Source organism: Sphingobacterium sp. 1.A.4, from assembly GCF_002734245.1.
Taxonomy (GTDB): domain Bacteria; phylum Bacteroidota; class Bacteroidia; order Sphingobacteriales; family Sphingobacteriaceae; genus Sphingobacterium; species Sphingobacterium tenebrionis.
In genome coordinates, this window is the sequence record NZ_PEAZ01000059.1 from 20,329 (window position 1) to 34,692 (window position 14,364).

The window sequence follows — 14,364 nt, forward strand, 5'->3', positions numbered from 1 at the left end:
ATCAATTAAGATTCATAATTAGTTCTGAGGCCAACCTTCTGTTTGATCCAACGTATAACCTGCCGCCTCATATTCATTGATCTGATTAGAGCCTATTGGAGATAAGTAAGGATTGATATTCGTTTGGTTGTAGAAAGGTAAACGGTCCTTGTTCAGTGTATATCTGTAAAAACCTTTCATTTTGTCTTTACTAGTAGGGTCACTTGGATTATAAACCTCTATTTGGCCGTTCAATTTCACGACAGAAACAGTAGCTTTCAATTCTCCAGGAGCTTCTGTTGGGAAGTTAACCCATCCTCCTGCTAAAAGATCTGGATTTTGTTCCGTATCCATGTATTGCAATTTCGACCATCTTCTCAGATCGGCTAAACGAGAATCCTCAAAAGTCATCTCCATACGACGCTCTCTACGGATTTCCCATAACAAAGGACTTACCGTTACATCACGATCAGGATCTGAAGGTAATGCCCCGATGTTCATTGCCGCTGTTTTCTTCACGCCTTTTGCAGCAGCATCTGCTGCGATTGGTCTATTTCTGATTTTATTGATCGAAGCATCGATATCTGCTTGGGTAACTGCTGGACCACCAAGGGTAGCCAATTCAGCCTTAGATTCGATCCAGTTCAATAGCACCTCTGCATATCTCAATACCGGAGCATCCGTTACATTATTTGCACCCGAAAACTCGGTACCTGGAGAACCTCCTGCTGCAACGCGAGCTTCCACATCCCTTGGTAAGAACTTAGTAATGTACATAAATGATGCACGGTTCTTAGGTGTAGGATTCGTATGGAAAGTAGCTTCAAAACGCGAATCTCTGTTTTTAACCATTTCCACATTGGTGAAATCAGAAGCTTTTGTAGAATCTGAATTTTGCCAAACTTTACCATCTGTACAGATATACGATTTCAATAGGTCTGCTGTAGGACCATAAGTAACATTATCCGATAAGTTATGAATGGATAAGATGGAATGTCTAATCGCTAAAGCCGCATCATATTGTCTATAAAGGACCATATCTTTATTTCCGGCTAAATTATCGGATGTGAATTGAGATCTGTAATCCGTAACGATATCATATCTTCCGCTACTTTTCACCATTTCTCCAGCCTCAACCGCCAATTCAAAGAATTTCTTAGCTCTTTCATCATTCTTATAATAATATTTCTGCCAAGAACCTTCCGACATGGCGATCTTAGAAATAAAACCTGCCGCGATAAATTTATTTACTGTTTGAGCACCATCATTTGCACGAATATTTTCCATTGCAAATTTCATGTCCTCATAAACAGCATCCATCACTTCATTCCTTGGTGTTCTTTTCTTATAAAGCTCATCAAGTTCGGTGTCATCTATAGGTCTATCGTAATATGGAACATCGCCATAAGCATAAACCAAATCCCAATAACGCATTGCTCTAAAGAAGCGACCAATACCGATCCAGTGGTTAAAAGCTTCTGGTGCAAGAACATCTTGCATTCTAGTCTGAATCCGGTCGATCATAATGTTCAATGAACGAACCGTGGTATAGCTCCAGATTGCACTTACCGGCACCGATCTAGTGAATTGAGATTGGTTGCCTTGGTAAAGCACATCGTCACTAAAGGTATAGGACGCTAAAAGTGCTCCATCTGTACTAAAACCTAATCCATAACCTGGGAAAAAGGTGGTATAATATTGTCTGGCATATAGACGTACATTATCTTCTGTTGTCCATGCAGTTTCGTCATTTGCCTGCGTAAGCTGTGGTCTGTCTAAGAATTTCTCACAACTGGTGAAAAATAAAGCTGCCGCAACGAATAAACTATATTTAATTTTCATAATAATTTCCTCCTGTAATTATAAACCAATTTGAATACCGACAGAAGCTGATTTGAACGATGGATTTCCTGTACCCGTACGGCCAAGGTTGTAATTACCATTCGTCAATAACATACTGTTACCTGAAATTGCTTCTGGATCAATTGGAAGTCCTCTCAAATTATCGAACGTAAAGAAGTTTTCTAAAGAGACATAGATACGCGCTGTTTTAAAGTTCGCTCTACTTAACAAGGCTCCTGGTAGGGAGTATCCGAAATTGATGTTCTTAATCTTAAAATAAGACATATCCAATAAGTAACGTGTTTGAGGTCTCATCACGTAACCTTCGTTAGCTCCACCTAAATGCCATGCTCTTGGGTAGAATGCATCTGTACGATCCTCTCTCCAATAGTCTTCAGCGATTGCTTGTGGCATAGCACCATCTTTAACATGGAAACCAGGAATAGCTAATTGACCAGCACCCCAGATTTCACGTTTACCAACGCCTTGCAAGAATACCGAAAGATCGAATCCTTTAAAGTCTGCGCCTAATCTGAAACCATAGTCGTAACGAGGAGTTGAGTTACCAATTACCATTCGGTCACCTGGATCGCCGAAAGTACTGCTTCCTGAGGTGATATATCCATCTCCATTCACATCTACAAATTTCACGTCTCCAGGCATCATTTTCATGACGTTGTTACCATCTTCAAAGAATGTTTGATAAACCGGATTATTACCTGCTAACATATTTGTGGTTTTGGAAACACCTTGGAAAATAATGGCTGTTTGCTCAAAATTGCCATCTGCATCATATACAAAGTCGTCTTTTTGGTAAAGGCGATCTGTTACATAACCCCATACATCACCATATCTACTTCCAGTTACGAATTCCGTTCCAACAGATCTGTTTTCCCATTCTCTGTTCCACTGCAATCCTTTATAAGTGGTTGTAATAGCATCCGCGATATTAGCATTAACAGTCAAACGTAATCCGTTATCGAAGCTATGGTTGTAATCAATGGCCAATTCCCATCCCTTTGTAGAAAGGTTACCAAAGTTCCCTCTAGCTGGAGTTGTACCAAATGTACCTGGTAATGATTCACCAGGAATGATCATATGATTGGTTTTTCTTTCGTACCATTCAAATACCACCCCTAATTTGTTGAAGAATTTCAAGTCGGCACCCACGTTCAGGTGTTCGATATCCTGCCATCTAATATCATTACGTACCGCACCTGGGGTTGTCATGGAGTAATAATAATTACCCGATCCATCCAACCAGTTGTTTGGTCCGATATCCATGGTAGGCACATATAATGAGTTGGAAACGGATTGGTCACCAATCATACCCCATGAACCACGTAGTTTTGCAAAACTCAACACATTGGAAATTCCCTGCATGAAATTTTCATTGGAAATAATCCATCCTGCTGATACCGAAGGATAATATCTCCAACGCAAGTGAGAAGGGAATTTTGAAGTTCCATCATATCTCAAACTGGTCTCGAAAAGGTATTTCTCTTTGAACGTATAGTTTAAACGTCCGAATACCCCTACTTGGGAATCCCAGTTGGTGTCTCCACCACTTTCCTGTACCCCCGTAGCAAAATCAAACTGTGGATTTTCCTCATTGATCAGATTGGTCCTTCTAGAGAAATGATTTCTCCATTTAAAGGCCACAATGTTTGTTCCCAACATTGCTTTAAAGTCATGGTCTTCTCCGAATTTCTTACCATAGGTAGAGAATGCGTTGAACGTATGTCTTTGGGAGTTGAAGGAACGTTGATAAATATTAGATTGTGCTTTGGTAATGTAGTTTTCGAAAGGGAATTTAAAGGCCATTGTTCCACCGTTGTCGGTTGGAAGACCATTTTCATCCACGTAGATTCTATTACCATTCTCATCATTCCAAGGTTCTACACCATACCAAGTACTTTTACCAGAGAAAGTAGGCATAGATGATCTATTGCCGTTATTTTCTGAACTAAATGTATAGTCTGCTTTCACATCCCAACCTGTCATCAGGTCTACAGTAGTTCCTAAATTCAAGTTGGTATAGCGATCGATTTTATAGGCCGTATGTGATTTTGCGGTATCGAAATAAGGGTCACGGATATCTACACCATGTTCCTGCACACCAATAGGGAAAGCTCTCGACCAACGGTAAAGGTATAACCATGGATCCGCCGTAAAGCCGGTTGCAGAGTTGGCATAACGTTTTGTACCATCAGAATACATGGCACCACCTCGTAGGGACAAATAGTCGGTTACTTTGGTGGAAACATTCAACGTCGCATTATATCTCTTGAAATCATCATGCTTAGCCGCTTTCATCATACCATTCTGGTTCAAGTAACCAGCGCTGATATTATAGGTTGTATTTCCAGCCTTACCATTTAATCCTAGGTTATGTAGGTTGGTTAGGGCATTATCCTTGATCATTACCGCTACTGGGTCGTACATACGAACACCGAACTTCTCGTTGTTCTCCACGTACCAGTCACGGCCATAAACTACAGGATCTGAATTACCGATTACACCGCCGTATTTTTCCTGCCATTCCTTCGCTCTGCGGATACTTTCTTCCGATATCCGCCAGAAACCACCTGCCGAACCTGCAGACTGCATGTTCTTATGGGCATCCAACGTATATTGCAAACCATCGATACTTGCGATATCAATTGGTTTGAATGGTGTTTGAAGGGAAAAGTTATTGGAATAGGTGATATTGTTGGTTTCTGTTTTGGCGCCTTTTTTCGTGGTGATCAAGACCACACCAAATGCTGCTTTTGATCCATAGATGGATGCAGATGCTGCATCTTTAAGCACGGAAATCTCAGCGATATCATTCGGGTTGATCATATTGATACTAGGTATCTCCACGTTGTCAACCAAGATCAACGGGTTGCTGCTACCGGAAATGGAAGCAACCTGACCACGGATTTTCATAATAGGGTCAGAACCTACCTCACCAGAAGGGATCTGTACACTTAAACCTGGAACCGCACCTTGCAATCCACGACCTGCATCAGAAATCGGGCGGGATCCTAAGGTTTTTTCCACGTTTACAGAAGATACCGCACCTGTAAGGTGCTCCTTTTTTTGCGCACCGTATGCTACTACCACTACTTCCTCCAACGCATCGCTGGATTCGGTTAAGGTGATATTGATAGTGCTTCCTGTTACAGTTACGGTCTTGGTCTCTAAACCTACAAAGGAAACGCGCAATGTAGCTCCAACAGCTGCATTGATCGTGAATTTACCGTTTGCATCGGTTACCGTTGTTGCTGTTGAACCTACTACGGTAACCGTAGCCCCAGCAATCACACCGTCAGGTCCTGATACCGTACCTGAAACCGTATTTTGCAATACCGATGTGGCCTTAGTCCAGCCAGCATTTTTTCCTAGAGATTCTTTGCCCTTTGCCTCAGCGAATGAAGCATAAGTTGGCATCGTCAATCCAAGAGCGAGAGAAAAGAGTAGAAGTCTTCGCATTGCTAAATGATTAATAATTTATAATTTGTTTTTTATCTTATTTAGGTCCAACCCTGATATTTGTTTCAGGATTAGATCAGTTATTATTCATAATAGGTATTACTCCATATCCCCTAAGGAGGACAATTTCACCAGATTGGATTAACGTGAATAGGCCCAAATTAATTGAGCCTTCCACTTGTTTTTCATTCGAAATCTGGGTAGAGTAGATATTTTTTACGCATCTGTTTGTATGCCGCTAATTCAGGCTGCCAACTTTCGCGTATTTCTTTTTCGGTTTTACCGGCTAAAATCTGTTTCCGTAGTTCATCTGTTCCTGCCAACTTATCGAAGAACTCTGGTCTGGCAAAGAATTTCGACTTGTCCGGCATTTTATCATAGAAGTACAGCACATATTTTAGGGTGAATTTAAATTCATCCGGATTGATATTCCTAAGGTCCAATCCGTAATTTACTGCTCCCTTACCTTCCACATGTTTTACCATCCCTGCTTTTTCGCCTGGGGTGAAGGTAAAATCACCGTAAACTGGGTTGGTATATCCCACCACTTGGAAAGGCCAATCTGTTCCACGACCCACCGAAATATCGGTTCCTTCAAAAAGACATAAGGCAGCATATAAACGAACAGAAAGGTGGTTCGGTAAGCTTGGAGAAGGGATTACCGGTAATTTGTAGATAGAACTATGGGTATAATTCTGTACGGGTACTACCGTTAATTTACATTCCTTTCCATTTTCCAACCATTTTTCGCCGTTGATCATTTTGGCCAACTCGCCAACGGTTAGGCCATGTACCATCGCAATTTTATGGAAGGATACATTGGACTTGAATTTATCATCTTTACGTACTGGGCCATCCACTTGGTCTCCACATGGATTTGGGCGGTCCAATACGATTAATTCCTTATTATGTTTTGCACACAGCTCCATTACACGGTGCAAAGATGTGATGTAGGTATAGAAACGTGCGCCTACATCCTGAAGATCGAAGATCATCACATCGATGGATTTCACAATCGAATCCTGTTTCGCATTTCCACCATATAAAGTGAACAATGGTAGTCCTGTTTTGGCATCCACATCATTCGAAACCTTCTCTCCTCTTTCGATATCTCCACGGAAACCATGTTCAGGAGCAAATCCAAATTTCAGATCCACCTTTTCGCGCAGCAACACATCCACCAAGTGCTCATTATTCGGTCCTACAACGGAAGTCTGATTCCCCATCAATCCTACTTTTTTTCCTTTCAATAAGGGCAGATAAGCTTTAAGCTGATCGGCAGCAGGGACAATGGCTTGGTTAGAGACATTCTCCTGAGGATTGGCCACAGCAGGATTGGAAGTCTTGTTTATTTTCGACGAACCGCAGCTATTGGTCAATAGAACTGCTAAAAGTAGACTATGAACTAAAAAATTTTTCATTAATAGATTTCGTTTCTTTGCGGATTCTACCACATTTATGGGATAAAAATAATAGAAATAACGCACAATAAAGCAAGTTGATGCATGATTTACGTCACTTTCAGCAAAACAATTTGCTAAAAACGCATAAAGCAGAATATTGATATTTTATTTCCTGGGGGAAGAAAATCCGTAAAATCCCGTAATTCAGCGTTTAAAGCTGATTTTGAGTGCAATCGGTTGCACGACTTAGTGTAAAATAAACACTTTTAAGTAACATTGGTGTTACGGAGAATGATATATAACAAAAAAGGGTTGCCCTAAGGCAACCCAACAACAAACTAATATATCACCATTACTTTAGTACAAAGCCAATACCATTGGTTGTTCCGGCAGGAGTGGTTGTAAAGTTTTTATTGATCCAAGATTGTTCTGGATTCAGGATATCAAGAACGGTCATGGCTGTCAAATTTCCACTAGTGGGTTGCATCGCTGTATAGCAGCCTATTGCACGCATCATGTCCCTTAGATCATTAAGCGCAACGCCTGCTGAAAAATTAGCAATGACTCCATCAGCGGCCATTAAGTAAAGCTTGGTTGATGCCTCGTTGATTCCAACAGCAATACGCGCAGCTCCACTTGAACTTGTGGAAACATCTTCACCCTTATATAAAAGGAAGTAACTACCTCCGACCAGATGTTTGATTTCCGCTAAATTTATGGCATCCGTAGGGTATTTAGTAGCATCAGGACTATTGAAAAATTGTATCGCATCGGATCCTTTTTTTACACCAATATAGGGTCTTGTTTTAGAGGTACTTGTTTTGAGGACTTTCCCAAATTTCACAAAAGATCCAGTCGGTTCGCCCGAAGTGACCGCATCCCCATTTATGGCCGCCAATAGCTTCCCTTCAGCCGTTTTTTGGTTGAATTTCACCATTTCAGGCAGGTTCTGAACCGCAAACATGTTTTCATTATAAGGAGTCAATGCCTGCATGGTTAATTTTGGATTGGAAATATCCAATTCCATAATATGTATACTGATAGGTACATCCTCTCTATTGATAAATCTGGCATGCAAGTATTCAACCCCTGGTGAAATGGTCTGCGTGGTATCCATCTGAAACACCTTCAAATAGTTCGTCTTATCCTTGATCGATTGGATCATCGGCGTCATCAGATTATCAGGAGGAATTATATCTTCTTCTGGCTCTTCTTCTACAGGTTCGCCAAATTCTGGAAAGTCATCCCTTACTTTACAAGAATCCAAAGAACCCATTGTAAATAGAGCGATAGATAAACCTATAATTGTTTTTATATATCTTCTTTTCATAATTATCGAACTAACATAAATGAAATATATGGTTTCATAATGGCATCGGTCTTTCCTGCCCAACCCATAGCATAAGCTGTATATTGCCTTTGGTTTAAGGTGGATCCTGCATTCGCATAAAACGCAAGAACCGTAGCATTGGTTACCGCAGCTCCTGCAGGCCTAACTTTCCAAGTTCTGGTAATCGCGCGATTCAACACAAAGGTTGGAGAGATTTCCCCATATTTAATATTGCTTAAAACCAAAGAATCTTGATCGGGTTTTTGCGCGGTAGCCGAAGTCGAATAAAATCCATAATATAGATCTACTGCTGGAACATTCGGAATCAAGTTCACGAACCGATAGGATGCATAGGATGAATCCGGAAGGGCAAATGTTTCTTCTGTTGGAATCACCTTCGTATTGGCTCCTGTATCCGTTACATGGAAAGTATAACGACTATTAGCCTTTATATTCAGCGTTGTTTTATAAAGCAAAACCGAATCTGTTCCGTCATCTTTGGTTTTTGGTAATACCACCTTTACTTCGACATCACCGCCTTTGACCATTAAGAATTCCGAACTTGACGGCCCCCTGGTATTATAACCGCCACCAGGATAGGGCTCCCTGCCTCTAATCTTTGGTGTAACCCGCACATCATTAAATTTAACGATCATGTATCTATCGTCTGGATAAGCGGAAGCCATATTGATCTTAACAATGGAATTCGATTCATCCATGAATTCTACAGCTCCGAAATCCTGGATTTTATCTTTATTACAACTCCCTATGGTAGTGAGTGTAACTAAACCCAATAAAAAAATGAATAAACTATATCTTTTCATAATAATTTCTCTCCTTTTAATAGTTGTCTAATACAAACCAGGTTGGCGTGATCACATAATTGGCCTCTAATCCGCCCCATTTCTCTAACTCTTCTGCATTCCACATGTATTCCGAATTGAACCTTGGCCGCACGCGATAAGTGTAACTTCCCTGTGCTAATTCTGCACCTGACCTTGTTACAAATTGCCTGAAAATAGCAGGATCATATCTATATTTCCGAAGATCAGACCAGATATCGTATCCCCCCCATCCCCATAAGGCAATATATTTTTGGCCCATAATATCAGCCAATGTCAACTCAGCAGCAGTTTGAGCAACTTCCGTAGAATCCATGTACGAATTTATTTCCGCTGCCGTAATCTCTAATGGATTGAAAATGGTTCCCTGGTTTTCATCTTTGACCGCCGTATATTTATTGACAAAGGTCATATGTCCACGGATACCGTTTAAATAAGCTTCATGCGCAACGGGAAGATCGCCTTTTTTTAAGGCTACCTCCGCACGGATAAATTGCAATTGGGAATACGTCATGATTGGAAAATCCGTTGTGTTTTTGAACATATAGAAATTTCCCACTGCAGGAACGGTCGAATTTGCCGATCTTCCATCCGGCAAAGCTGCCCGGTAAATACTATCTGTAGTAGTTGTTGCTGAAGTACCAAATTTTAGCATCCGAGATAATCTTGGATCGCTCGAAGTTTTTGCCTCTTCTTCATATTCGCCACGCACCCCGCCAGTTAAATAACGTAATATCGGTGCTCCTGCCCTATTATAATAGGTGCTGTTCAATAAGGCTTGATCTTGACCATATACATTGGAGTTTTCTGAACTTGAACCTGTGAACTTTACTGTTGCGTTATCTGCTTCAGACGCAAAGGACAAACTGGTATATTTCATCACAGAATCTGCATAATTGGTCAAAAAATCAGGTTTATTGATATATCTCGCATAATTCAAGGCTTTTACTCCGTATATGAATTTCCTCCATCGCTCCATATTACCACCGTACATAAAATCATATTTGGATAATATACCCGTATTATCGGCCATACTTTTCTGATCTAAGAAGTATAAAGCCGAATCGCACCAAACCTGCACTCGTTTATAAACATCCGGCTGATCTTTATATTCAAACTGTAACCGATCTTCATAAGCACCATCCAATACAATTGGTCCATGATAATCTGTTAATAGCTGATAATCAAAAGCTTTAATCGCGTATCCGATTGCCGTGAATTCATATTTTTTACTCACCTTGGAATCAGCAAGTAGATTTTCTAGGTTTTTACCATGGTTAAAATAAACCATTCTCCACATCACACCTCCGACATCACTTACCCCACCAGGGTAACTGTGCTGTTCCCAGATATAGGATGCACGATCTGTTGAAGTTCCCAGCATCGCTTGGGTAAATTTGTTAATGATCCGTTGATCCTGCCCATATCCGTTAGCGATCTGGTATTGTATGGGTGATAAATACAATTCCGCCGAAACTTCTTGTGGAAAAGAAGGACTGAAATTGATATCCAATATTTTTTTACATCCTACGGTTAATAAAGAAACAGCCGCTATGACATAGGTGATTATATTATTCTTTTTCATAATGTTCCGATTAAAGTTTCAATCTAAATCCAAAGTTAAATCCAATTGGCCTAGTCATGTTTCCATAATCAATACCATATCCGCCAATACCACCAATACCCGGTGTATTAGAGTTTGATTCTGGATCTAAGCCGGAATAATTAGTTAACAAAACCACATCTGTCAATGTACAGAATAGGGAAAGGTCAGATTTAGGCCCAATTCTTCTTACTAGATTTTTCGGCATTAAATAACTTAATGTGATATCACGAAGCCTTACCGTCCAAATATTCTTTTCAACAAATTTCTCACCGGTTACTGAACTATAGTAATAGCCAGAAGTATAATAAGGAGTTACTGCGATGTTATTTGGTGTCGGATTATCGGTGTTTTCTAGTCCGTCTTCTAATACACCATGAACTACACGAGGTTCTTCCCGGTTTAAGGTTTGACTACTTAAACCAAGAGTATATAATCTATAGTCCAAAAGGTTATAGACGTCTCCACCCACTCTAGAATCCCAAAGGAAATTCAAGGTAAAGTCTTTATACCTGAACTTATTGACGATACCTAGGGTAAATCTTGGAATACGATCACCGACATAACCAAAAGTAGATTCACTTGGCAATAATGGCAAGCCATTTTGAGGATTAATCAAGATGTCTCCACGATCATTACGCTTAAATTTAGTAGCTGATAAAGAACCAATACTCTCTCCGATGAAAACTGCGGAACGAACCCCGCCTGTTAACCAGGTATCGGAATCGTAGGACTCTGGAATATCTTTCGCCAATGATTTAACAATACTACGTTGCTTGGTGTAGTTAAAAGTGATATCCCAATTAAAGTTTGGTTTACGAATTGGTGCTACATTACTTTGGATCTCGATACCATTCGCTTCAATAGTACCACCATTGATTAGTTTCAGAATAAAACCAGTGGCATAACTTAAGCGAGGATTGAAAATCTGGTCAATACTGCGACGACGGTAATACGTGAAATCCATGGTAAACCTCCTTTTGAAAAAGCTTAAGTCCAAACCACCTTCCATATCTTCGGTCGTTTCCACAAATAAATTCGGATTACCACCATTCACTCCATAAGCAAAACCACCGCCTGAAGTCATTTGAGTTTCTAGGTTAGAACGTGTAGCAAATGATCTAAATGGTCCCTTACCTGTTCTGGAAATGGAAAAACGCAATTTTCCTTCATCCAACCAATTATAATTCTCCTTAACTGCATCAAATTCTGAAAAATTGAAGGCTAAAGATGCTGATGGATAAGCAAAGACAGGATTATTTGGCATCAATCTAGAAGACGCATCGACCCTTCCGGTAAGCGTCAGTGACAACAGGGATTTATAACTTAATACCGACTGAAGGGATGCTCCCATGATCCGATATCGATCGATATAATTTTTTGCCCGACGCTCATCCGGGTCGGAATTATTGATGTTATAAAAATTAGGATCATACATTTTGCGACCATACTGCGAATCGGTATTATAATGATAGTCGTAAATATTCGCAGCAAGGTTATTTTGCATGGTAAACTTTTTATCAAAAAAAGAGTTTCTGGTCGTCACGCGGTATCCACCAGTAAATATTCTTGCACCTCTCGTATAGATGTACATTTCTCCTAAATCCGGATCGCTAGAGTTTCCTGACCCATTATAGGATTGACCATGATAAATCTTGAATCCGTTGGTAACGGAATATTCCATCCCCAAAGTTGCCTGCATACTGATCCAAGAATTCGGTTTATAGTTGAACTGGGAGTTGGCAATCATCCTGTTCACATCATCGTATGCGGTATTTTTATAGGCATCCCAAAATGGGTTATCAATTTCATTGTAAATATCTGAAGCATGCAGCACCCTATTCCCCCCTTCATCGATCCAATCACGCACGTCCCATCTTGGGTTAAACCTCAAAAGCGCCATCAAATAGCCCACATCACCCTTATTAGCCTTATCGTTATGAGAATTCATATAGCTAAACGTGGTGTTCATATCCATTTTGGAGTTAATTTTTGAAGTACCCGTTAATCTGGAAGTAAACCTTCTGAGACTCGTATTAGGCACTACCCCTTTATTGTCAAAATACTCATTGGACCAACGATAGGTAATCGCATCGGAACCTCCTTCTATGGTAAGGTTGTGCTTATGGTTAAAACCTGTACGAAAGAAGTTTTTGGTATTATCAGTATGCAATACCTCATTTTCATTATATTTTGGTCCTAAAGCATAGGCAGAAGTTGCGGTGTAAACACCGTTGGTTCCTTGCGCATAGATATATTGGCGTTCCGGATAGCGATACGGTTTTTCAAAACGGCCAGAATAGGAATAATTTACTGAAGCCCTTCCAGCTTTACCTTTCTTAGTCGTAATCAAAATCGCACCCCCGGCACCCATACTACCATACATCGCGGTAGCTTCGGCACCTTTCATGATCACATAACTTTCAATATCTTCAGGGTTGATATCAATACCACGGTTGGAATAATCATTTTCCCTATTGGTTCCTACGTGCACCATATCTGCCTCATTGACAACCGAGTTATCGATTGGAACCCCATCGACGATAATTAATGCATTGTTATCGCCGGAGATAGAAATGAATCCCCGCAATACAATCTGCGCAGAAGCACCTGGCAATCCACTTGACGAATTCACCGTCAGCCCGGGTACACGACCTTGAAGACCATTGAAAAATGCCTCGCGTTGTGTTTCCGCAACCTCATCCCCGGATACCTTTGGCGTAGAATAACCTAAGGTTTTCCGATCACGTTCAATACCGAAGGCCGTAACAACAACCTCATCAATATTGGATTGATCTTCCGTTAAGGATACGTTTTGGATGTTCCCTGAGGGCTTTCTCTCTGCGGTTGTATAACCGATAAAGCGAAACACCAAGGTCGCATCTTCTGAAATACTAATGGAATAATTTCCGGAGCTATTGGTCAGTGTCTGGTTCCCCTTTCCTTTCTCCTGCACCGTTACACCTCCTAGTGGGTCACCCTTTGAATCCGTAACCTTTCCTGAAATGCTGCGCTGCGCATAGAGATTGGAACTAATAAAGACTAGCCCAATAACGAATAGAAGTAGCCTTCCTTTCATAATTTAAGATTTAGATGTATAATTTAAGTTCTGTTAGTTTTTGTATTGCGAAGCAAGAGCTAAACAATACATGGTTCGTTTTCTTATAACAAGTATAAAAATAAAAGGTTGATATTTTGCATTGTTTTTATTTTATTTTTTTGAAATACGCAGGAATACGCATTGCAACAAGAATTAATTTCAAGGAATTGTCACAAAAAACGAATATAAATCAGTAGAATCTACTCTCATGATTCGAATCTTTGCAACTTTCAAAACAAAATAATGGATTATGCGTTTTTCTAAATTTTAGGCTACCGCATAGGTCAACTTTAAAATAAAAAGCTTATTTAACGAAATAAAACCAAGCAGCTTATTAGAGTAGTGAATATTGGGAATAAACTTGGTTCAAGATAGGTCCTTTATTTCGGCGCGTTGGAAGCATCCTCTAAGTAATATGTAAGTAAGTGAAGGCACTTACACCTCACTTACAACTCACTTATAACTCACTTATAACTCACTTGGACCAAGTGTCTTGTCCTTATATAGCTATACAGATTATTGGTTTAATTCTGAATTGATTATACAGGCAAATTTGGTAATACTATATGTACTATACAAACTCTTTCTTCACTATTGGATATTTTTTTGGTCTCCATCTCTTTCTGAGCGCACCTGATCTCATGTGTGCCTGTTCAGGGGTGAGGTAGTCACAGCTCGCGTGCGGCCTCAGGTTGTTGTATACCCTGATGTTCTCCCGTATCTTTCCGGTGGTCTCCCTCAGGCCACCCTGTGATGCGTAGAGGTCGAACTCCGCCTTCAGTATGCCG

General features: G+C 40.3%; 7 protein-coding genes and 1 pseudogene. All 8 read right to left on the bottom strand.

Features of this window, described 5'->3' with window-relative positions; genetic code table 11:
* Positions 1-18: 18 nt before the first annotated feature.
* Positions 19-1,821 carry a RagB/SusD family nutrient uptake outer membrane protein gene (locus CRJ00_RS10035; protein WP_099366738.1) on the bottom strand — a complete coding sequence of 601 codons (1,803 nt, stop codon included), beginning with the start codon at positions 1,819-1,821 and terminating at the stop codon, positions 19-21.
* A gap of 18 nt (positions 1,822-1,839) precedes the next feature.
* On the bottom strand, positions 1,840-5,298 hold the full coding sequence (locus CRJ00_RS10040; protein WP_099366739.1) for a SusC/RagA family TonB-linked outer membrane protein: 3,459 nt from the start codon (positions 5,296-5,298) through the stop codon (positions 1,840-1,842).
* Between the two features lie 185 nt (positions 5,299-5,483).
* Entirely contained in the window at positions 5,484-6,719 is a 1,236-nt protein-coding gene (locus CRJ00_RS10045; RefSeq protein WP_099366747.1) for an exo-beta-N-acetylmuramidase NamZ family protein, read from the bottom strand.
* Positions 6,720-7,053: 334 nt separating this feature from the next.
* Complete coding sequence (locus CRJ00_RS10050; RefSeq protein ID WP_099366740.1) at positions 7,054-8,031, bottom strand: phosphodiester glycosidase family protein; 978 nt, start codon at positions 8,029-8,031, stop codon at positions 7,054-7,056.
* Positions 8,032-8,033: 2 nt separating this feature from the next.
* The gene (locus CRJ00_RS10055; RefSeq protein ID WP_099366741.1) at positions 8,034-8,855 is read right to left on the bottom strand and encodes a DUF4397 domain-containing protein; all 822 of its coding nucleotides are present in this window, start codon (positions 8,853-8,855) and stop codon (positions 8,034-8,036) included.
* Positions 8,856-8,871: 16 nt separating this feature from the next.
* Positions 8,872-10,458, bottom strand: a complete 1,587-nt coding sequence (locus CRJ00_RS10060; RefSeq protein WP_099366742.1) for a SusD/RagB family nutrient-binding outer membrane lipoprotein — start codon at positions 10,456-10,458, stop codon at positions 8,872-8,874.
* Positions 10,459-10,468: 10 nt separating this feature from the next.
* Complete coding sequence (locus CRJ00_RS10065) at positions 10,469-13,555, bottom strand: SusC/RagA family TonB-linked outer membrane protein (RefSeq protein WP_099366743.1); 3,087 nt, start codon at positions 13,553-13,555, stop codon at positions 10,469-10,471.
* Positions 13,556-14,147: 592 nt separating this feature from the next.
* Positions 14,148-14,364, bottom strand: a pseudogene (locus CRJ00_RS18810) (hypothetical protein); the annotation flags it as partial.